This window comes from Cognatishimia activa (genome assembly GCF_017798205.1).
GTDB lineage: Bacteria > Pseudomonadota > Alphaproteobacteria > Rhodobacterales > Rhodobacteraceae > Cognatishimia > Cognatishimia activa_A.
Genome location: NZ_CP060010.1, coordinates 2,245,439 through 2,266,157 on the forward strand (window position 1 = coordinate 2,245,439; position 20,719 = coordinate 2,266,157).

General features: G+C 56.4%; 25 protein-coding genes. 12 read left to right on the forward strand and 13 right to left on the reverse strand.

Annotated elements, in window-relative coordinates; all coding sequences use genetic code 11:
- Positions 1-74 precede the first annotated feature (74 nt).
- Positions 75-1,751: a 30S ribosomal protein S1 gene (gene rpsA, locus HZ995_RS10995; protein ID WP_209355698.1), complete on the forward strand. Its 1,677-nt coding sequence runs from the start codon at positions 75-77 to the stop codon at positions 1,749-1,751.
- A gap of 101 nt (positions 1,752-1,852) precedes the next feature.
- Positions 1,853-3,802 carry a DEAD/DEAH box helicase gene (locus tag HZ995_RS11000; RefSeq protein ID WP_209355699.1) on the forward strand — a complete coding sequence of 650 codons (1,950 nt, stop codon included), beginning with the start codon at positions 1,853-1,855 and terminating at the stop codon, positions 3,800-3,802.
- Positions 3,803-3,817: 15 nt separating this feature from the next.
- On the opposite strand, the gene HZ995_RS11005 is transcribed toward HZ995_RS11000, so the two are convergent.
- Complete coding sequence (locus HZ995_RS11005) at positions 3,818-4,720, reverse strand: glutaminase (RefSeq protein ID WP_209358249.1); 903 nt, start codon at positions 4,718-4,720, stop codon at positions 3,818-3,820.
- Positions 4,721-5,057: 337 nt separating this feature from the next.
- On the opposite strand from HZ995_RS11005, the gene ihfB reads away from it, so the two are divergent.
- The 7 genes from ihfB to HZ995_RS11040 all read left to right on the forward strand — a co-directional run bounded on the left by ihfB (position 5,058) and on the right by HZ995_RS11040 (position 9,767).
- A complete protein-coding gene (ihfB, locus tag HZ995_RS11010) occupies positions 5,058-5,342 on the forward strand; it encodes an integration host factor subunit beta (protein WP_209355700.1) in 285 nt (94 codons plus the stop codon).
- The gene (locus HZ995_RS11015) at positions 5,342-5,692 is read left to right on the forward strand and encodes a lipopolysaccharide assembly protein LapA domain-containing protein (RefSeq protein ID WP_209355701.1); all 351 of its coding nucleotides are present in this window, start codon (positions 5,342-5,344) and stop codon (positions 5,690-5,692) included. Before ihfB ends, HZ995_RS11015 begins: the two co-directional genes overlap by 1 nt.
- A gap of 66 nt (positions 5,693-5,758) precedes the next feature.
- Positions 5,759-6,415 (forward strand): phosphoribosylanthranilate isomerase, encoded by a 657-nt coding sequence (locus HZ995_RS11020; protein ID WP_209355702.1) that lies wholly within the window; start codon positions 5,759-5,761, stop codon positions 6,413-6,415.
- A 72-nt stretch (positions 6,416-6,487) separates the two neighbouring features.
- Positions 6,488-7,726 (forward strand): tryptophan synthase subunit beta, encoded by a 1,239-nt coding sequence (trpB, locus tag HZ995_RS11025; RefSeq protein ID WP_209355703.1) that lies wholly within the window; start codon positions 6,488-6,490, stop codon positions 7,724-7,726.
- Between the two features lie 411 nt (positions 7,727-8,137).
- Positions 8,138-8,527 (forward strand): PepSY domain-containing protein, encoded by a 390-nt coding sequence (locus HZ995_RS11030; RefSeq protein WP_209355704.1) that lies wholly within the window; start codon positions 8,138-8,140, stop codon positions 8,525-8,527.
- Between the two features lie 425 nt (positions 8,528-8,952).
- Positions 8,953-9,243 carry a hypothetical protein gene (locus HZ995_RS11035; protein ID WP_209355705.1) on the forward strand — a complete coding sequence of 97 codons (291 nt, stop codon included), beginning with the start codon at positions 8,953-8,955 and terminating at the stop codon, positions 9,241-9,243.
- Between the two features lie 35 nt (positions 9,244-9,278).
- On the forward strand, positions 9,279-9,767 hold the full coding sequence (locus HZ995_RS11040; RefSeq protein WP_209355706.1) for a helix-turn-helix transcriptional regulator: 489 nt from the start codon (positions 9,279-9,281) through the stop codon (positions 9,765-9,767).
- An 8-nt stretch (positions 9,768-9,775) separates the two neighbouring features.
- Here the strand turns inward: HZ995_RS11040 and HZ995_RS11045 are convergent, their stop codons facing one another.
- The 8 genes from HZ995_RS11045 to HZ995_RS11080 all read right to left on the reverse strand — a co-directional run bounded on the left by HZ995_RS11045 (position 9,776) and on the right by HZ995_RS11080 (position 16,203).
- Positions 9,776-10,147: a DUF2237 family protein gene (locus tag HZ995_RS11045; protein WP_209355707.1), complete on the reverse strand. Its 372-nt coding sequence runs from the start codon at positions 10,145-10,147 to the stop codon at positions 9,776-9,778.
- 9 nt (positions 10,148-10,156) lie between these two features.
- Complete coding sequence (locus tag HZ995_RS11050; protein WP_209355708.1) at positions 10,157-11,320, reverse strand: serine hydrolase domain-containing protein; 1,164 nt, start codon at positions 11,318-11,320, stop codon at positions 10,157-10,159.
- Between the two features lie 78 nt (positions 11,321-11,398).
- Positions 11,399-12,082, reverse strand: coding sequence for an aminoacyl-tRNA hydrolase (gene pth, locus HZ995_RS11055; protein WP_209355709.1), 684 nt, complete (start codon positions 12,080-12,082; stop codon positions 11,399-11,401).
- 131 nt (positions 12,083-12,213) lie between these two features.
- On the reverse strand, positions 12,214-12,858 hold the full coding sequence (locus HZ995_RS11060; RefSeq protein ID WP_209355710.1) for a 50S ribosomal protein L25/general stress protein Ctc: 645 nt from the start codon (positions 12,856-12,858) through the stop codon (positions 12,214-12,216).
- Between the two features lie 119 nt (positions 12,859-12,977).
- Complete coding sequence (locus HZ995_RS11065; protein ID WP_209355711.1) at positions 12,978-13,598, reverse strand: hypothetical protein; 621 nt, start codon at positions 13,596-13,598, stop codon at positions 12,978-12,980.
- Positions 13,599-13,702: 104 nt separating this feature from the next.
- A complete protein-coding gene (locus tag HZ995_RS11070) occupies positions 13,703-14,332 on the reverse strand; it encodes a hypothetical protein (protein WP_209355712.1) in 630 nt (209 codons plus the stop codon).
- A gap of 167 nt (positions 14,333-14,499) precedes the next feature.
- Positions 14,500-15,663, reverse strand: coding sequence for an alpha-hydroxy acid oxidase (locus HZ995_RS11075; protein ID WP_209355713.1), 1,164 nt, complete (start codon positions 15,661-15,663; stop codon positions 14,500-14,502).
- A 78-nt stretch (positions 15,664-15,741) separates the two neighbouring features.
- Positions 15,742-16,203 carry an Lrp/AsnC family transcriptional regulator gene (locus HZ995_RS11080; RefSeq protein WP_209355714.1) on the reverse strand — a complete coding sequence of 154 codons (462 nt, stop codon included), beginning with the start codon at positions 16,201-16,203 and terminating at the stop codon, positions 15,742-15,744.
- 119 nt (positions 16,204-16,322) lie between these two features.
- On the opposite strand from HZ995_RS11080, the gene phhA reads away from it, so the two are divergent.
- Together phhA and HZ995_RS11090 are read left to right on the forward strand one after the other, a co-directional pair.
- Positions 16,323-17,120: a phenylalanine 4-monooxygenase gene (gene phhA, locus HZ995_RS11085; protein ID WP_209355715.1), complete on the forward strand. Its 798-nt coding sequence runs from the start codon at positions 16,323-16,325 to the stop codon at positions 17,118-17,120.
- Positions 17,120-17,440 (forward strand): 4a-hydroxytetrahydrobiopterin dehydratase, encoded by a 321-nt coding sequence (locus HZ995_RS11090; protein ID WP_209355716.1) that lies wholly within the window; start codon positions 17,120-17,122, stop codon positions 17,438-17,440. The genes phhA and HZ995_RS11090 overlap by 1 nt, the downstream gene beginning before the upstream one ends.
- Here the strand turns inward: HZ995_RS11090 and HZ995_RS11095 are convergent.
- From HZ995_RS11095 to HZ995_RS11110, 4 genes are read right to left on the reverse strand one after another with little or no spacing between them, the layout of a single operon-like run.
- Positions 17,437-17,964 (reverse strand): GNAT family N-acetyltransferase, encoded by a 528-nt coding sequence (locus tag HZ995_RS11095; RefSeq protein WP_245168651.1) that lies wholly within the window; start codon positions 17,962-17,964, stop codon positions 17,437-17,439. The genes HZ995_RS11090 and HZ995_RS11095 overlap by 4 nt on opposite strands.
- Complete coding sequence (gene trpA / locus HZ995_RS11100) at positions 17,945-18,748, reverse strand: tryptophan synthase subunit alpha (protein WP_209355717.1); 804 nt, start codon at positions 18,746-18,748, stop codon at positions 17,945-17,947. The genes HZ995_RS11095 and trpA overlap by 20 nt, the downstream gene beginning before the upstream one ends.
- Positions 18,749-18,800: 52 nt before the next feature.
- Positions 18,801-19,010, reverse strand: coding sequence for a hypothetical protein (locus HZ995_RS11105; protein ID WP_209355718.1), 210 nt, complete (start codon positions 19,008-19,010; stop codon positions 18,801-18,803).
- The gene (locus HZ995_RS11110) at positions 19,011-19,421 is read right to left on the reverse strand and encodes a VOC family protein (RefSeq protein WP_209355719.1); all 411 of its coding nucleotides are present in this window, start codon (positions 19,419-19,421) and stop codon (positions 19,011-19,013) included.
- Between the two features lie 98 nt (positions 19,422-19,519).
- Between HZ995_RS11110 and ychF the strand changes: the two genes are divergently transcribed.
- The gene (ychF, locus tag HZ995_RS11115; RefSeq protein WP_209355720.1) at positions 19,520-20,617 is read left to right on the forward strand and encodes a redox-regulated ATPase YchF; all 1,098 of its coding nucleotides are present in this window, start codon (positions 19,520-19,522) and stop codon (positions 20,615-20,617) included.
- Positions 20,618-20,719 lie beyond the last annotated feature (102 nt).

Below are 20,719 nucleotides of genomic sequence, written 5' to 3' on the forward strand. Positions count from 1 at the left end.
CAGATGCAACGAAACCAAGACCGGCGGAGCCAACCGCGCGGCCAGTAAAACCGATCAAAGGATATACACGCCACATGGCAATGACATCTATGGAGGAATTCGAAGCCCTCTTGAACGAAAGCTTCGAAATGGACACCCCTGATGAGGGGACCGTTGTTAAAGGCAAGATCATCGCAATTGAAGCGGGTCAGGCCATCATCGACGTAGGCTACAAAATGGAAGGCCGCGTTGATCTGAAAGAATTCGCAAACCCTGGCGAAGCTCCTGAAGTTTCCGTTGGCGACGAGGTAGAAGTCTATCTGCGTGCCGCTGAAAACGCCCGTGGCGAAGCCGTTATCTCTCGTGAGATGGCACGCCGCGAAGAAGCTTGGGACCGTCTGGAAAAAGCATATGCGGACGATGCACGCGTCGAAGGCGCGATCTTTGGCCGCGTCAAAGGTGGTTTCACCGTGGATCTGGGCGGCGCAGTTGCGTTCCTTCCAGGCTCCCAGGTCGACGTACGTCCAGTACGCGACGCGGGCCCTCTGATGGGCATGAAGCAACCGTTCCAAATCCTGAAAATGGACCGTCGCCGTGGCAACATCGTTGTGTCCCGTCGTGCGATCCTCGAAGAGTCCCGCGCAGAACAGCGTGCTGAGGTTATCGGCAAGCTGGCAGAAGGCGACGCGGTTGACGGTGTTGTTAAAAACATCACCGAATACGGTGCCTTCGTTGATCTGGGCGGCGTTGACGGCCTGCTTCACGTCACCGACATGGCATGGCGCCGTGTGAACCACCCGAACGAGATCCTGACCATCGGCGAAACCGTCAAAGTTCAGGTCATCAAGATCAACAAAGAGACCCACCGTATCTCTCTCGGCATGAAGCAGCTGATGGAAGATCCATGGGATATCGTTGCAGCGAAATACCCGCTGGAATCCACCCACACTGGTCGCGTCACCAACATCACCGACTACGGTGCATTTGTTGAGCTGGAGCCAGGTGTCGAAGGTCTGGTTCACGTCTCTGAGATGTCCTGGACCAAGAAAAACGTACACCCAGGCAAGATCGTTTCCACGTCCCAAGAAGTCGAAGTCATGGTTCTGGAAATCGACGGCGCCAAGCGTCGCGTTTCCCTTGGTCTCAAGCAGACCATGCGCAACCCATGGGAAGTCTTCGCGGAAACCCACCCAGAGGGCGCGGAAGTCGAAGGCGAAGTCAAGAACATCACCGAATTCGGTCTGTTCATCGGCCTGCCAGGCGACATCGACGGTATGGTTCACCTCTCCGACATTTCCTGGGAAGAGCGTGGCGAAGATGCGATCCAGAACTACCGCAAGGGCGATCTCGTCAAAGCGGTTGTTTCCGAGGTTGACGTCGAGAAAGAGCGTATCTCTCTGTCCATCAAAGCGGTTGGCGGCGACAAGTTCGCAGATGCGACTGGCGGCGTGAAGCGCGGCTCTATCGTGACTGTCGAAGTGACCGCGATCGAAGACGGTGGCATTGAAGTGGAATACGAAGGCATGAAGTCCTTCATCCGCCGCTCCGATCTGGCACGTGACCGTGCTGACCAGCGTCCAGAGCGTTTCAATGTTGGTGACAAGGTCGACGTTCGCGTCACCAACGTCGACAACAAGACACGCCGTCTGGGTCTGTCCATCAAGGCACGCGAGATCGCAGAAGAGAAGGAAGCAGTTGAACAGTATGGTTCCTCTGACTCCGGCGCGTCCCTGGGCGATATCCTCGGCGCAGCTCTGAAGGGCGACGAGTAATCGCTTAGATCTCTGATCTAACAACCTTTTGGCCTCGCCCAATCGGGCGGGGCCTTTCCTTTTCTGAGGCCTCAGGCCTTCCGTTTCGAAAGACCCCGACCGTGAAACAAGCCCTACAAGACGCGCTGGATGAGCGCGGCTATTCCACTCTGACTCCGGTTCAGCAGGCTGTGATCAGCGACGAGCATTTGGGGCGGGATCTGTTGGTCTCGGCACAGACTGGGTCAGGGAAGACGCTGGGCTTTGGTCTGGCGATTGCGCCGACGGTTCTGGGCGAAGGTGAGCGGTTCGCGCGCGCTGAGACGCCCATGGCGCTGGTGATCGCGCCGACCCGTGAGTTGGCGATGCAGGTGAAACGCGAGTTGGGCTGGCTTTATGCGCAGGCGGGGGCCGTGATGGCGTCTTGTGTGGGTGGCATGGATATCCGCAGTGAGCGCCGTGCGCTGGATCGTGGGGTGCATATTGTCGTCGCTACGCCGGGGCGGTTGCGCGACCATATCGAAAAAGGAGCGATTGATCTGTCGGACGTCCGCGCCGTGGTGCTGGACGAAGCCGACGAGATGCTTGATCTGGGCTTTCGTGAGGATCTGGAGTTCATTCTGGGCGAATGCCCCGAGGATCGTCAGACGCTCTTGTTCTCGGCCACCGTGCCCAAGATGATCACGGCCTTGGCGCAGAATTATCAGAATGACGCTGTGCGCGTGGTCGTAAAATCTGAGACCCGCCAACACGCCGATATCGAATACCGTGCGATGCAAGTCATTGATCGCGATGTGGAAAATGCGGTCATCAATAGCCTGCTTTACTATGATGCGCCCAATGCCATCGTCTTCGGAAACACCCGGGCGACCGTGAACCGTCTGACCACGCGGCTTTCAAACCGCGGCTTCCGCGTTGTCTGCCTGTCGGGTGAATTGACCCAAGCCGAACGTACCAACGCGCTGCAAGCGATGCGTGATGGGCGCGCGAATGTCTGTGTTGCGACCGATGTGGCCGCGCGTGGGATTGACCTGCCGAACCTTGATCTGGTGGTGCATGCAGAACTGCCGAGCAGCCATGAAACGCTCCTTCACCGCTCGGGTCGCACGGGGCGGGCAGGGCGCAAGGGCACCTCAGCTTTGATTGTGACCAAACGCAGCGCCAAGAAAGCGCAGCGCATTCTGAAGATGGCGAAACTGGACGCAGACTGGGGTGGTGCGCCCACATCCGAAGAGGTCTCAGAGCGCGAAGACGCGCGTATGATGGCCGATGAGGGCTGGGCGACTCCGGTTAATGAAAGCGAACAGGACACCGTCGCGGCCCTGACCGAGGCTTTTACCGCAGAGCAACTCGCCGCGGCTTATCTGCGCCTGCGGCGAACTGCACGCTCGGCCCCCGAAGAGCTGAATGTGTTTGCCGACACCAAACCCCGCCGCAAAGAAGACTTCGGCCCAAGCACCTGGTTCTCGGTTGCAGGTGGCCGCAAGGCAGATGCCGAAGTACGGCGTCTTTTACCGATGATCTGCAAAGCCGGAGACCTGACCAAAGACGATATCGGCGCGATCCGTATCCAGCAGACTGAAACCTTCGTGCAGGTTCTGAATTCCAGCGTGGACGGATTCCTTGCTTCCATTGGTCCGGACCTAACCATCGAGGGTTCCAAAATCACTCAGATCGAAGGCGCGCCAAAACTGGAGCGGCCTGAGCAGTCCGACCGGCCTTTCAAATCGCGCGGACCAAAGCGCGACGGCGGCAAGCCCTTCAAAAAACCACGCCGGGATGAGGACCGTCCAGCCAAGCCGCACCGCAAAGGCGACAGCAACAAGTCGCGCGACGAAACGGTGTGGAAGGACCTTGGTCCAAAGGCCGACAAAGCCGCCTCTGATAAGCCCAAGAGCCACAAGAAACGCGACAACGGGCTAAGTGACAAACCTAAAGGCCCACCTCCACCCAAAGGCAAGCCGAACAGCAAAAAGAACAAGGCCCGCGCTGCGGCAGCCAAGCTGGCGGCCAAGGGCAAGGGGACGCCTGCGTCCAAAGGGGGCGAGGCACGTCCGAAGCGTCGGGGCTAAGGCCTCAGCGCCCCTTTAGCCAAAGACGGACCAACCGGTCATCTCAGCAAATTTCTCAGCGGCCTCTGTGCCCAGCTGAGAGTTGCCTTGCGCGTTTAACCCCGGCGACCAAATCGCGACCGAGGCTTTGTTGGGCACGATCATCAGGATGCCGCCACCCACACCGCTTTTGCCGGGCAGGCCGACGCGATAGGCGAATTCTCCGGACCCGTCGTAGTGCCCACAGGTCAGCATCAGTGCATTGATGCGCCGCACATTGCTTTGGGAAATCAAACTCGGTCCAGTTGCGCCAATCAGAAATCGCCCCGCGCGGGCCAGTTGTTCGCAAGTCATCTCGATGGCGCATTGATGAAAATATGTCCCGCAGGTCATCTCGGGCGGGTTCTGGAAATTGCCCTGTGCCTGCATGAAATGCGCCAAGGACAGATTGCGCGCGCCATGCTCTGTTTCGGATTTCGCTACCGCCTTGTTGATATGGATGTCGTCGTCACCGGCCGCCGCGCGCACAAATCGCAAAAGTTCGCCAAGCACTTCGCGCGGCTGATGGCCCGCCAAGATCGCGTCGGTCACAACCAAAGCGCCTGCGTTGATGAAAGGATTGCGGGGGATGCCGCGTTCATGTTCCAACTGCAGGATCGAATTGAAAGGCAGGCCAGAGGGCTCGCGCCCCACGCGGCTCCAGAGCTGATCGCCAAGACGTCCCAGTGCCAGGGCCAGCGTAAAGACCTTAGAGACCGACTGGATCGAAAAACGTGTCGCCGCATCGCCGACGGAAAAGCTCTGACCATCGGCCATCACAACGGACATACCAAACTGTTTGGGATCAACGGAGGCCAGCTCGGGGATATAGCTCGCAACCGCGCCCCGCTCGGTCTGAGCATCAGCGTGTTTGGAGATACGGTCCAGTATGGTTTTGATCTGTGCCAAATGAAGTCCCTCCGTACCGCGGAGTAGTGAAGAGCGTGCGGCAAAAGTTCAACCTGATTTCTTCTTCGGGTTAAGGCGTCTTTGGCCGATCAAATGCCGTATTCAAATGCCCGAATCGCGATATGAGTTCTGCAGTGCAGCATTGAAATTGCTGCGCTTTAACCTGGCTTAAATTCTGTGTGTTGCGTTAATTTCCCCTAATCCTCCCCTTTTTCGCACCAAAATCAGGGGTTTGGCGGATCTTAAGGTTTCCGTTTGGCCAATATTGTTTCTATAGTCTGAACTGTTGTTCAAAAAAACAAAACAGAACACTGGGGAGTGGCTATAGATGATCCGGTCTGAATTGATTCAGAAACTCGCGGACGAGAATCCGCATCTTTATCAACGCGACGTAGAGCGCATTGTGAATTCCATTTTCGAAGAGATCACCGAAGCCATGGCGCGTGGCGATCGGGTCGAGCTGCGCGGCTTTGGTGCGTTTTCGGTGAAACAGCGCGATGCGCGCGTCGGCCGTAATCCGCGCACCGGCGAGTCTGTCGCAGTTGAAGAAAAGCACGTTCCGTTCTTTAAGACAGGGAAGCTCTTAAGAGATCGTCTAAACGGAAAAGCCTAATGCGCTACATTCGCTATGCCTTTTTGGCAAGCCTTGGGGTGGTCCTGATATCGGTGGCTCTGGCCAACCGGGGTATGGTCACCTTGAACCTGCTGCCCGCTCCGATGGGAGAGTTGCTGAACTTTAACTTCTCGGTGTCATTGCCGCTGTTCATCGTGATTTTCATGGGGATCGGCGCGGGGCTGTTGATTGGGTTCTTCTGGGAATACCTGCGCGAGCACAAGCATCGCGCGGCAGCCGGGGCCGCACAGCGCGATCTGAAAAACAGCCAACGCGAAGTGCGCCGTCTGAAAGGCAAAGCGAACGAAGGTAAGGACGAGGTACTGGCCCTTTTGGATGAAGCGAGCTAGATCCTGTCACAAGAGATCACCTGATGGCCCCAGAGATCCTCTGGGGCTTTTCATTTTGAGGGCCTTATGGACACCAAAGTCAAAATCTGTGGGCTGACCACGCCCGAGACCATCAAGGCCGCGGCCGAGGCGGGCGTAACCTATGTCGGCTTCAATTTCTTTGCCAAATCGCCACGCTATGCCGCGCCCGAACTGGCACGCGCGCTTGCGTTGGACACGCCGGTCGGCGTGGCAAAAGTGGGGCTTGTGGTGAATGCGGATGACGCCTTTCTGGATCATCTGGCTGACACCGTGCCTTTGGATATGATCCAACTGCATGGAAAAGAAACACCCGAGCGCGTGGCAGAGGTGCGCGCGCGCTATGGTCTGCCTGTGATCAAGGCCATCGGCATTGCGACGGCAGAGGATGCCAAACAGATCGATGTCTATGGCCAGGTCGCAGACCAACTTTTGGTCGATGCCAAAGCGCCGAAGGACTCGGTCCTACCCGGCGGCAATGGACTGGCCTTTGACTGGCAGCTCATCAATCGCAAGTTCTGGCCCAAACCTTGGATGCTGGCCGGAGGCCTGACACCTGAAAACGTGGGCCTTGCGGTGCAGATGACGGGGGCACGTCAGGTGGACACGGCCTCGGGTGTCGAGTGCGCGCCGGGCGTGAAAGACCCAGACTTGATGCGCGCTTTCATCACGGCGGCGCGGGAGAAGACCGCACCGAAACTTTGACGTCACTTTCCGATGGTGTCCGGGCGCGTTCCGTCCTAAGACTTTCGGCAACTTCTGAGAAATGAGGCAGCTATGGCCAACGATCTTTTCAACAGCTTCATGAACGGCCCTGACGACAAGGGCCGCTTTGGTGATTTCGGTGGGCGTTTTGTGTCTGAAACGCTGATGCCGCTGATCCTGGATCTGGAAGCGGAATATGAGAAAGCCAAGACCGACCCAAGCTTCTGGGCCGAGATGGATGACCTCTGGGCGCACTACGTGGGCCGCCCAAGCCCGCTCTATTTCGCGCCGCGCATGACCGCGGAACTTGGCGGGGCCAAGATCTATCTCAAGCGCGACGAGTTGAACCACACCGGCGCGCACAAGATCAACAACGTGCTGGGTCAGATCATTCTGGCGCGTCGCATGGGTAAGACCCGCATCATCGCAGAAACCGGAGCGGGCCAGCACGGCGTTGCGACAGCAACGGTCTGCGCCAAGTTCGGCCTGAAATGCGTGGTCTATATGGGCGCACATGACGTGGAGCGTCAGGCGCCGAACGTGTTCCGTATGCGCCTGTTGGGGGCTGAGGTTGTTCCTGTAACCTCTGGTCGTGGTACGCTGAAAGACGCCATGAACGACGCCCTGCGCGACTGGGTGACCAATGTCGCGGACACTTTCTATTGCATCGGTACCGTGGCTGGCCCGCATCCTTACCCTGCGATGGTGCGTGACTTCCAAGCGATCATCGGCAAAGAGGTTCGCGAACAGCTCGCCGCGCAAGAGGGCGAAGGCCGCCTGCCTGACACCGTGATTGCGGCGATTGGTGGTGGCTCGAATGCAATGGGCCTGTTCTTCCCGTTCCTGGATGATCAATCAGTCAATATCGTCGGCGTCGAAGCGGGCGGCAAAGGCGTGAATCAAAAGATGGAGCACTGCGCGTCCCTCACCGGAGGCCGTCCGGGCGTTCTGCATGGCAACCGCACTTATCTGTTGCAGGATGACGATGGTCAGATCCTCGAAGGCTTCTCGATCTCGGCAGGCCTCGATTATCCGGGTATTGGCCCGGAACATGCTTGGCTGCACGAAATTGGCCGCGCGCAATATGTGTCGATCACCGACAAAGAAGCGCTGGAGGCGTTTCAGTTTAGCTGCCGCACCGAGGGTATCATTCCGGCGCTCGAACCCAGCCATGCGCTGGCCCATGTGATGAAGCTCGCACCGACCCTGCCTAAGGACCATATCATCGTGATGAACATGTGTGGGCGTGGCGACAAGGACATCTTTACCGTCGCACGCCATCTTGGGTTCGACATGAAAGACGCTGAGTAAAACATCAAAACGTTAGACACTTAAAAGGCGCCCTATTTGGGGCGCCTTTTTGTTTGGTAGGTCGCCAAATTCCAGACGTCATCGTCTGGATTGCGCATAAACCGATGGATTAGGCATCTCAACCAAGGCTTATGCGCTCTACTTTGCCGCTCTGCATTGCTGAAAACACGATTGCCGTTTGGGGTTTGGTGATGTCTCAATTAAGAATTTGATTTTAATGGGAAATTTAGAAAATAGAGAACGCCACTCTGCTAAACTTTCGTTCCAATTTCTAACCCTTGGTACTGAAAGCCGCGATCTAAACCCCAGCCCAATATCTCTGGCCGTGTTCTCGAACCAAGTTGTGTCCAAGGCAGCCAACGCTGTCGAACAACCCTCGTAAGACTAACCTCGTAACCACAGGACACACACATGAAAAAAATTCTCTCCACCACCGCGATCGTTTTTCTTGGCACAGCTGCCTTCGCACAAAGCACCGACTTTGAAGCGCGGATCACAGCTGATCTGGAAGGTCAGGGCTACACCGTTGTCGATGTTGAAACCGAAGGCGGCGAAGTGATCGTCGAAGCAACCCGCGACGGCACTGAGTTCGAATTCACATATGACGCAGCCACCGAGGCCCTGCTGGGCACCGAAGAAGAGCCAGTCGACGCCGATGAAGATGAAGACGACGCAGATGAAGCTGACGACATGGACGACGAAGACGACGACATGGACGACGACGAAGATGAGGACGAAGACGACGACGAAGATGAAGACGAAGACGACGAAGATGAAGACGAGGACGAAGACGACGACTAAGTCGCTCTGAGGACCGTCTTTAGGTGACTTTAAAGCCTAACGCTTGAATAGTTACCTGCTGGCTGATGCCGCATCCCCGAAGTCGCATCAGCCAGCTTTTTTCGTTGCACTTGGGTCAACTGATGATGGCCCGCGATTTGTCTGCTGCCACCTTGCGCCTTTGGCGCAGATGGCAGGGATGAAAAAGACGAAGATGAAGACGACGATACCGCAAGTGACGATGAAACATAGGTCCCGAGCGGATCGAGTTCAGCGAAAGACCCCACAAACTTCCCCACACTCACGGCTTTCGCTTGAAATCACTTGAATGATCGTCATGCTGGCCAATGCAAAACGTCCCGTAGAAGCATTGGTCAGCAGCCTGTTCGGAGAAGACGATGAAGAGAAAATTTGTACTAGCGTTTTGCATAGGATGTGCCTTCGCAATGCCAGCGTCAGCTGCTCCAACAGTCGAAGAAATTATCGCTCAGCTTGAAGCACAAGGCTATACCGATGTGTCCGTGTCGCGCACTTGGCTGGGTCGCATTCGGATCGAAGCCGAAAGCGGCACCCATGAGCGCGAGATCGTGTTCAACCAACGTACTGGAGAGATCCTGCGTGATTTCTGGGAAGAGCTCGAGGACGACGATGAGGTCGAAGAGTCAGAGGAAGCTGGCGAAGAAGGATCTGACGATGGCGATGACTCGGAGGATGAAGACGAGGGCGATGATGATTGACCCGGTTACCATCGCACAGGAGTTGACGTCCCCGCATGGATAAAAACCGCGCGTTTCTGATTGCAGTTACAGCCGTGCAGGGCGCTTGCGCGGTGTTTTTTGTGTCTGACATTTTGTTGACGATCATAGGCGTCAGAACGAATCCGATCCGATGGCAAACCCGCGAATTGCTTGAAATAGGCGCCGCGATTGGCCTGACCCTTGGGGTGGTCTTCGGCTATCTGACCCTCAGACGTTCTCTGAAAAGAACAGCGGCCGCCGAGGCCAGTTTGCGTTCTGTACAGATGACGTTTCAGGAGCACATCCAAGACCGCTTCAATGCTTGGGAATTAACGGCCGCCGAGCGGGACGTAGCGCTCTTTACGATAAAAGGGCTTAGCGTGTCAGACATCGCTGAGCTACGCGCGACATCTGAGGGCACTGTCAAAGCGCAAAGCGCGGGGATCTACCGCAAGGCGGGCGTGAATAACCGTACGCAGCTTGTCAGCCTGTTCATCGATGACTTGCTAGAGCAAGACGGCTAACGCACCGATTAAGGCAGGGCGTATTGCTCCAGAACACGCAGGGGCACGATGTCGGTGGCCCTCAGATGTGTCGCAGCCAGATTGACCTTCGGCGCGCAACCTTCGTCATGGGCCTGCAGAAACCGCGCCGCGCATAGGCACCAACTGTCCCCAGCCTTCAGCCCCGCAAACCCATATTCGGGGCGTGGGGTAGACAAGTCATTCCCGACATATTTCGAATAGGCGAGGAATTCGTCAGTCATGACCGCACAGACGGTATGGCTGCCTTGATCGGAGGCACAGGTGTTACAGGCCCCGTCGCGGAAGAACCCTGTGAGAGGCTCTGTGCTGCAGGGGATCAGTGTCTCGCCGTAAATATTGACGCTAGGATCTGCTTTCATATCACCAGATTACAGGTTTTCAGCGATGGCGCGAAACATTTCTATGTTAGAGCTGTTCACACCTTGGTTGCGAAAGCCGCGATCTGCGCCGTTGGTTACGATAACGATGTTCCGAGGGTGATCGATATAGATGTATTGGCCATAGATACCGCGCGCAAAATACTCTCCGGGGCGGGCGTCTGAGGGCATCCACCATTGGAACCCGTATTGCTGCCGTCCCGCTTTGGTTGGCGCCGACGGGGCGGTCGAGGCGGTGATCCAATCGGCAGGCACAATCTGTGCGCCATTGAATGCCCCGTCATTCGCAATCATCTGCCCAAAGCGCGCGTAGTCGCGGGTGGTGAAATTCAAACCGCCCAGCACAAAGGCAACACCGACACCGTCAGTGACGTAATAGCCATCCTGTTCCATGCCCAAGGGCGTCAGGATCTTTTCGGTCAGAAGGTCGGCGATTGGTCGCCCTGTCGCGCCTCGGATCACCATGCCGATGACGTGCGTGTCGATTGACACATACTGCCACGCGGCGCCCGGTTCTGCGAAGGAACTGTCGATAGAGGCCGTGAAGTCGTCCATCTTTTGCCCCAGTGCAAGGACACGGCCCATACGGTTGATATCGGAATTGAAATCCAGATAGTCCTCGTCGAACTCGACCCCGCTGGCCATGTTCAACACATTGCGCACGGTGGCGTCTTTGTAGGCGCTTTCCGCAAGCTCAGGCGCATATTTGATCACCGGATCATCAAGCGAGTCGATGGCCCCTTCGGCCATCACCACCCCAAAGAGCGCGGACAGATAGCTCTTGGCAACGGACCAAGAGATCCGGCGATCCTCTGCGCTGGTCCCAAGGTAGTACTCCTCAAACCGCATCTCTCCGTCTTTCAGAACGATCAGAGAGGTGACGCTTCGGTCTTTGATCCATTGATCCGCACCAACGGGCAGCGTGATCGCCTCGCCCTTTGGGAAAACATAGGTCGGCCCATCGCCTTTGGGCAGGTCGGTTTTCAGAAAGGCCGCCTCCATGGACGAGAAATTGCCAACGATCTTGTCAGCATCAAACAGAGAGTTCACGACCAAGAGCCGTTGGATCTCCTCGCGTTTCCAAATGGCAAGCACGGCGACAACAATCACCAGAACCAAAATGATGCGGAATACAATTCGACCCAAACGGCGCATGTGACCTCTCCCTCAACCCATGTTCAGCATGAGAGTAGAGGCGCTAGCGTGCAACGAGGACGCTACGGAACCTTAGGTCTAGCGGAACTTGTCCATCAGTTTTTGAAGGGGGGACTTGTCCTCGACCGGCTCAGGCTCTGCGGCCTTCGGGGCTGGCGCGGGTTTTGGTTTCGGCTTGCTGTTCGAAGACCGCGGCGGGGCCACGCGCAATGCCACCGCATTCATAAATTTGCCGCCATCATCGCGTGCCAGATGTTCCGCCCCATCGCTGATCCCGCGCATGAGGTCATCCAGCCACTCCTGATCCGCCTTGGCAAAATCCCGCAAGACATAGCCTGCCACGGCGTCTTTGTGACCGGGGTGCCCAATTCCCAGACGCACACGATCATAGTGTGGCCCGATATGCTGGTGAATGGAGCGCAGGCCGTTGTGGCCCGCATGGCCTCCGCCCGCCTTGACGCGACACTTGCCCGGGGCCAGATCCAACTCGTCATGCAAAACCGTGATGTCGGTGCTGTCGAGTTTGTAAAACCGCATCGCCTCTCCAACCGATTGGCCGGACTTGTTCATGAAGGTCATGGGCTTCAGCAAGATGACCTTGTCGCTGCCAAACTTGCCTTCGCTGACCTCGCCCTGAAATTTGCTGCGCCAGGGCGTAAACCCGTGGTCCTCGGCGATCCGGTCCAACGCCATAAAGCCGATATTGTGACGGTTCCCAGCGTATTTATCGCCCGGGTTGCCTAGTCCTACGAAAAGTCTCATGGCGTGATCTCTGCGGTGTCTTTCTTGTGCCTTCATACGCGCCTTTGTTCCCCAAAGCGAGAGACCCCCAAAGAAAAACGCGGCGCCCGAAGGTGCCGCGTTTCAACGTCTTGGCAAAAGCCGCGCGAGGATTATTCCTCTGCTGCCGCCTCTTCGCCCTCTGCTGCTTCGCCTTCGCCGTCTTCGTCGTTGTCAGAAGACCGCAGGGAAGATGGTGCAGAGATGTTCGCGATCACGAAGTCACGATCGATCGTTGGCTTCGCGCCTGCTGGCAGCTCAACCGCAGAGATGGTCAGAACGTCGCCGACTTCTTTGCCTGCCAGATCAACAACGATCTTTTCAGGAATGTCGCCCGCGGTCACGTTCAGCTCAACTTCGGAACGCACAACAGTCAGAACGCCGCCTTTTTTGATGCCAGGTGCGGCTTCTTCGTTCACAAACTCAACCGGGATAAACAGGTTGATTTTGGAAGTCCGACGCAGACGCAGCAGGTCCAGGTGGGTCGGCAGGTCTTTGACGGTGTGGCGCTGCACGTTACGGCAGATCACGCGCACGTCTTCCTGACCTTCAACTTTCAGGTTGAAAAGGGTCGACAGGAAGCGGCCGTCTTTCAGCTTTTTGAAAAGCACGTTGAATGGGATGTTGATCGCGATAGGATCAGCGTCACCACCATAAACAACACCAGGTACGAAGCCGTCGCGACGAGCTTGACGAGCGGCGCCCTTGCCTGTCCCCGTCCGGACTTCGGCGTGAAGATCAGGGATCTGTCCAGCCATTTGAATTCTCCAATAGATTAGGGCAGGGTTCCTCCAAGGCTGTAACCCCGCGTGAAGCGCTGCCCTTAGCGCAGAATCATCAGATTGCAAAGGGGTATTCGCGTGAATTCGGCCGCGATTTACCCGTTGTATTGCTGCAAATGACCGCCCGCGTCCAAAACCCTTTGATAAAGGGCAAATTCATCGGCGCGGAAGGCGCGCAGCTCGGCTTCGACGTCAGGCGACAGAGGCGTGGGTTTGTCAGGTGAGACGTTCTTTTGCTGGAACTCGAATGTCTTGCCAAAACGGTCATTCAAAAAGCCCCGCACGACCTGCTGTTTTTCATAAGCAAAGATGTGGTGAACAGGGATCACGCCGTCAAACATCGACAGGAACCCAAGCTGTGTGCCAATGGCTGCGGCTGGCGGCTGCGGCTCTTGCATCACGAGGCGGACGAAGTCGTCAAAGCTCAGATCCTGACAATCCGCGCGTCCGCCTTTGCCAACGGGCCGTGCGCGGTATCTGTACCAGCTGCGGATCTGTTCAATGGGATCGCGGATGATCGCCATGACTTCGGGTTTGAGGCCGTAGAAGTCGTCCAGAAACGGCACCATGCGGCGTTTGAACTGGCCTGCGGTCATATGCTTGCGGCGCTTTGCAAAGACGATATCGGCATGCGGGCGTAGCGCCATTTCATAGGCCGTGCTGCCGGTCTTGGGGACCGCAAGAAAGGCGAGGTTTTGCTCGAAGTAGATTTGCACGGGGTGGCCTAGCTAATTTTGGATACCGTAGCGTTCGGAGAGCGCGAAGTCTAAACAGAAAAGTCCCCCAGACTTTCGCTGCCCGGTGCGACTGCCAGAGAATTCTATTGTTCTGTGTTCAAAAGCGCTTTTGCGCAGCTGCCCTCTAAAATTCCGGTGCGCGTGTAAACTTGAACAAACTCAAAGTGGAGAGGCGATATCGCTGCTGAGATTGCGGCAACCAGATCTTTGCTAAAGAATGACTGTTGACCACCTGCAAAAGTGCTTTTGTCGCAAATTTCTAGAACCGTTTTCAGGCTGTCCTCACTGCTCAAGGGGCTGTTCTGATCGCGTAGTGAAATAGTTTGTGAGAGTAGCGCCAAGAAGGGTTCACGAGACGTGTGAACCCTCATGTCTTCTGAAAGATCGATGCGGCCTATTTGCTTGTCAGCCCTTCTAAGAGCTTCAAGTGCCAAGAAAAATAACCGATCTTTTTCCACGCTTTGCGCAAAGAAATTTTTGTTTAAAAGAAACTGAATGAATTCGAAGTTTGTTTGGCTCACTTCGTCATCGTTTAGGTGGCTGAAGGCGAATTCAATTAAACTGCGGTCAAATTGGTCCGTCACAAGTAACACGTCGGGCGATGTCGTGACGATGTTTAGTAAGCGCGCGTTGTCGAACCGCGCGTTGGCGATTTTTGCTTCATCAAATAGAGACCGCGTAGCGCCGTTGTTCCCAAATGCTGTCCCGGTCATCACAGGTACACAAAATAGGACAGCGGTTAGGAGCTTGACTCCTGTCTCAGTGAAACGCGAAGTTGAAAATTTTCGTAACAAGGAAACTTCTCTAAGATACGAGGAACACTATTAAAGCGCGTTCAGCGTAAACCAACAATACCTCTGTGGTTTCCAAGATTTGGCGCCTACTCCCACTCCCCCGAAAACCCTTTCGGCACCATTAGGACATCGCGATCAATCTCATCGATCGTGCGCCGTCCGGCTAACCCCATCGAGATATCCAGCTCTTTGTGAATGACCTCCAGCGCTTTGGTCACGCCGGGTTCCCCCATAGCGCCGAGCCCATAGATGAAGGCCCGCCCGATATAGGTCCCTTTGGCCCCAAGCGCGATGGCCTTCAGCACGTCCTGTCCAGACCGGATTCCACTGTCCAGATGCACTTCGATCTTGTCGCCCACCGCGTCCATAATCGGGGGCAGGGCGCGGATAGCCGAGAGGGCTCCGTCAAGTTGACGCCCGCCGTGGTTTGACACGATGATCGCGTCAGCACCGACGTCCAAGGCTTTGACCGCGTCGCGCGGGTCGATGATGCCTTTGATGATCAGAGGGCCGTCCCACATCTTACGGAACTCTTTGATGCGGTCCCAATCGAGCGCCTGATCAAAGCTCTTGGCGGTCCATTCAAACAGCGAACTTGGGTCGTTCACGCCCTTTGCGTGCCCAATGATATTGCCAAACCCGCGCCGTTTGGTGCCGAGCATCTCCAGCCCCCAGCGCCATTTGGTCGAGAGGTTGACAATATTCTTGAGCGTCGGCTTGGGCGGGGCAGAGAGGCCGTTTTTCAGATCCTTATGGCGCTGGCCGAGCATCTGAAGGTCGACTGTAATCACGGCGGCCGAACATTTCGCATCTTTCGCTCGGTCAAACAGGCGACGCATGAAGTCGTCATCGGTCAGCGTATAGACCTGCATCCAGAAAGGCTTGTCCGTGTTCTCGGCCACGTCCTCGATCGAGCAAATCGACATGGTCGAGAGCGTGAAGGGCACGCCAAAATTGCCCGCCGCCCTTGCGGCCTTGATTTCTCCATCCGCCGATTGCATGCCCGTCAGACCGACCGGGGCCAAGGCCACCGGCATCGCCACATCCTGTCCGATCATCTGCGTCGCCGTGCTGCGGCCCGTCATGTCGATAGCCACGCGCTGCTTAAGATAGATGTCCGCAAAGTCCGAGGTGTTCTCGCGGAAAGTCTGTTCGGTATAGCTGCCGCTTTCCGCGTAATCATAGAACATGCGCGGCACGCGGCGCTCATAGATGCGTTTCAGATCCTCGATGCAGGTGATCACTGGCATAGCGTAACTCTCTAAATTGGTAAGGGATGTTTGCCAATTTGGGTGAAAACTTGCAATCCCCAATTTTGGGTAGGGCAATCAGACTGGCAAAACCGTCGAGGATTTCGTGCGGCGCAGGACGAAATTCGTATAGGACGAACTGATGATGCCCAGCCTTAACACGCGCTTCATAATGAACTGTTCCAGCGCCTCGGCGTCTTCGGCCACGACCTTTAGGAGGTAGTCGTTGGACCCAGTAATCGAGGCGCATTCGATCACCTGCGCTTCGTTTTGTACAAAGCGATCAAAGGTTTGGATGGTCTCTTCTTTGTGGTCAATCAACGAGAGTTGCAGATAGGCCTGCGCGTTCAGACCCAGAGCCTTTTGATCCAAAAGCGCCACATAACCTGTGATGATCCCGATGTCTTGCAGGCGTTTCACGCGGCGAAAACAGGGGGATGTGGACATGTTCACCAGCCCGGCGAGGGCTTGCAGGCTGATTTTGCCGTCTGTCTGGAGGGTGCGCAGGATTGTGCGGTCGATTTCGTCTAAGTTGGGCATGAATTTTGGCTTTGGCGTTCGTGTGAGGCATATTTTGCTCTAAAAATTGCTGCAATGCTAGATTTTAGGTGATTTTTTGCCCCTGTTTCGCGCGAAACTTTCCCAAAGAGAGGAAAATCATGCCGAAATCGACCGCCTATACCGCCAAAACGCCCGATGAAAACGGGTTGATTCCCTACACCAGCGAAGAAGACGCCGTCTGGGCGGATCTGGTAGACGCCCAATGGGACGCGGTTCAGGCCCATATGGCGCGCCCGTATCTGGATGGGCTTAAGAAACTCGATATGCCACGCAGCAAAGTGCCTCAATGCGCGGATATTTCTGCTGTCTTGCAGCGCGAGACGGGTTGGAAAGTCGCGCCCGTGCCAGCGCTGATCGGATTCAAGACGTTTTTTGGCATGCTCGCCGATCGCACCTTCCCTGCGGCGTCCTTCATCCGGTCTCGCGAAGACTTCGACTACATCGAAGAACCCGACATCTTTCACGAGATCTTTGGCCATACGCCGCTGCTGACCGATCCCCGTTTCGCGGCGTTCTCCGAAGCCATTGGACGGGCAGGGCAAACAGTCGACAAATCGCAGTATTCCTGGCTGATCCGCCTTTACTGGTTCACGATTGAGTTCGGTCTGACCTACGAGAACGGCGCACTTAAAGCGCTTGGCTCTGGGCTGGCTTCCTCAAAAACCGAGCTGCCTCATGCGGTCATTAGCGGCGACCCGTTGATCCGTCCTTTTGACATTCAGGACATCCTGCGCACGCCTTACCGTATCGACATTCATCAGCCGGTCTATTTCGTGATCGAGACCCTCGACGACCTGTTCGCTGCCGCCGACCGCGACCTGACGAAGGATATCGTAGAGGCGCAATCCAAAGGCCTGTTTGAGCCGCTTTACCCTCCAATCCCAAAGGCATCGTAATGAAAACTCAAGAAACCTGCGAGCCCTGCACCCTGGGCGACGGCCTCCTGTCCTCAGAGCAGATCCAAGCTCGTTTTGCATTGCTGGACGGCTGGGAGCTGGCCAAGGATCACATCAAAAAGCGTTTTGACTTCAAAGGCTTTGCCAAAGCGGTCGAGATGGCGAACCTAGCGGCCTGGCATTCCAATAAAATGGGCCACCACGCGGATATCGCCTTTGGTTGGGGCTATTGCGAGGTCACCTACACAAGCCACGAGGCAGGCGGGTTGACGGCCAATGATTTCATCTGTGCGCGTAGGCTCGACGAGTTACTCAGCTAAAGCGTCAGATGCCGATAAACCAGATCCTCGGGAGCTTGGCGCGGCGCATCGTCGTCGCGCGTGGCTCCGAGGCGTTCGGCGAGCTTTTGTGATTTCACATTATCTGGGTCGATATAGCTGACCAGCCCTTTGATGCTGAGCACCTCATAGGCCCAACGCCGCATGCATTCGGCCGCTTCAAAGGCATAGCCTTTGCCTTCCGCAACCTCATAGAGCATCCACCCAAGCTCTTTTTCTGGGAAAAGCGGCCCGTGGTTGATGCCGACTTGGCCGACGACGTCTCCGGTGGCCTTCTCGACCACCATCAAAGCGCCGTGGCCAAACAGCGCCCATTGGCCTGCGTCCTGGCAAAACATCCCCCATGCGTCACGCTCTGAAAAAGGCCCACCCATATAGGCGGCGCGCTCTGATCCCATCAGCTTTTTATAGGCCGACCAATCGTCCAGCTCCATCGGGCGTAGGATCAGGCGGTCGGTTTCAAGCGTGGGGGCTTGGGGCATGGGCTCAGGCGCGGTGCGCTCCATCAGCAAGGGTTTTCACGAAGGCCAGAACTTCGTCTGCTGGCTTGCCCTCGCCAATCATTTTCACAATCGCAGAACCCACGACCGCGCCATCAGACACGGAGGCAATCGCCTCGGATTTCTCGGGTGTGTTGATGCCAAAGCCCACGATCACAGGCAGGTCGGTGGAGGATTTGATCCTTTCGACTTCTGGGCCGACATTGGTGGCCTGCGCTTCAGCCGCGCCGGTGATGCCGGTGATCGAGACATAGTACACAAAGCCTGAGGTGTTCTGCAGAACCTTCGGCAGGCGCTTTTCGTCTGTGGTTGGCGTCGCGAGGCGGATAAAGTTCAGACCCGCCGCTTGGGCTGGAATGCAGAGCTCGTCGTCTTCTTCGGGCGGCAGGTCGACCACGATCAGCCCGTCGATACCGGCGTCTTTAGCGTCTTGAAGGAACTTGTCCACGCCGCGGCTGTAGATCGGGTTGTAGTAGCCCATCAGCACAATCGGGGTCGTGTCGTCGTCTTTGCGGAAATCGCGTGCCATCTGCAGCGTGGTTTCCAGCGTCATGCCCTGATCCAGCGCGCGCTGACCGGCCAGCTGAATGGTTGGGCCATCGGCCATCGGATCGGTGAAGGGCAGGCCGAGCTCGATAATATCAACACCCGCCGCTGGCAGGCCTTTGACCACCTCAAGCGAGGTCTCATAGTTCGGATCACCTGCCATCACATAGGACACAAAGGCTTTCTTACCTTGCGCCTTCAGCTCGGCGAATTTGGCGTCGATGCGGGTCGTGAAGTCGGTCATTGGGCGATCCTTAATACTACGCCCAGCGGTTTGCCTAAAGTTTTGGGGGAAATCAATCCTTCGCGGACAGCGCAGGCGCTTTGCGACCCAAAAGACGCGAGATCATGCGGCGCAGCGGCCCGGGGCCTGCGGATTTGCCGAGGCTGATGCCTGCGCGAATACGCTCGATTTCATGATTGTCGATCACACGTTCCGCACAGCCGCACCCTTCGCCGAGACCGACTTTGGTGTAATAGAATTTCTCAAAGCTTTGCCGCCGCATTTACTCTTCCTCTTTGGCGATCATGATCATCCAATGGGTCCCGAACCGGTCTTTGCAGGTGCCAAATCCATAAGCAAAGAAGGTTTCCTGATAGTCCATCAGGATTTCGCCACCTTCAGCCAGTCTCGCAAACTTCGCGCGGCCGTCTTTGGCGTCCTTGGCGTAATGCGTCACATGCACCGAGGCCTGAGGCGCATAGGTCTGCCCCGGCAAAATGTCAGAGGCCATGAGCATGTGATCCCCAATGCGAATGTGAGAATACATCACCCGCGCATCCGGCGGCATCCCAGCTTCTGGCGGCGCATCGGCGAAAGATGTTTTCACAACTTCGTCCGCCCCCAAAACCTCTGCGTAGAAATCTATCGCCTCTTCGCAGTTGCCGTCGAAAAACAAAAATGGGGTAAAGCTCATGAAGTACTCCTTAGGGTTGAATATGGCGACCCTAACACCACCTTGCGCCATTCCCAAACACTCAGTAAGAGCGGCAGAGAAAATATCAGGAGGCCAATATGGGCTTTAAAGTTGGGATCGTCGGGCTGCCGAATGTGGGCAAATCCACCACGTTTAACGCGCTGACCAAAACGGCAGCGGCGCAGGCGGCGAATTTTCCGTTCTGTACGATTGAGCCCAACGTCGGAGATGTTGCCGTACCGGATGATCGTCTGGACAAGCTTGCTGCGATTGCGAGCTCTAAGCAGATCATCCCAACGCGCATGACATTTGTCGACATCGCAGGTCTGGTGAAAGGCGCGTCTAAGGGTGAAGGCCTTGGCAACCAATTCCTGGCCAATATCCGTGAAACCGACGCGATTGCGCATGTTTTGCGGTGTTTTGACGATGACGACGTGACCCATGTGGATGACCGCGTGGATCCTGTGGCCGATGCTGAAACCATCGAGACCGAGCTGATGCTCGCGGATCTGGAAAGCATCGAGAAGCGCCGTCAGGGTCTGGTCCGCAAGCTCAAGGGCAATGACAAAGAGGCCAAAGAGCAGGACCGCCTGCTGGCTATGGCGCAAGAGGCGATTGAAAACGACCGCCCCGCGCGCACGGTTGAGATCGCGCCAGAGGACGAGAAACTCTGGAAAGGCCTGCAGCTCTTGTCCACCAAGCCTGTGCTTTACGTCTGTAACGTTGGCGAATCTGAGGCGGCCGAAGGCAACGCGCACTCCGCCGCCGTCGCCGAAATGGCCGCCAAACAGGGCAATACCCATGTGATCATCTCGGCCCAAATCGAAGAAGAGATCAGCCAGCTTGAAGCCGAAGAAGCCGAAATGTTCCTTGGTGAAATGGGCCTTGAAGAAGCCGGTCTGGATCGCCTGATCCGCGCGGGTCATGACCTTTTGCAGTTGGAAACCTATTTCACCGTCGGCCCCAAAGAAGCCCGCGCTTGGACCATCAAAAAAGGCACGCTGGCCCCACAAGCGGCGGGCGTCATTCATGGTGACTTTGAACGCGGCTTCATCCGCGCCGAGACCATCGCCTATGACGACTACATCGCCTGCAATGGCGAGCAGGGCGCCAAAGAAGCGGGCAAGATGCGCGCCGAAGGCAAGGCCTATGTGGTGCAGGACGGCGACGTCATGCACTTCTTGTTCAATACCTAAGCCGTTCCCTAGGCTTTCGGAAAATTTGAAACTGTTCCGGCCGGGCAGGGCGCATTCGCGCTTGCCTCCGTTAGCGCTATCTACATTATGGGCCGCTAAAAA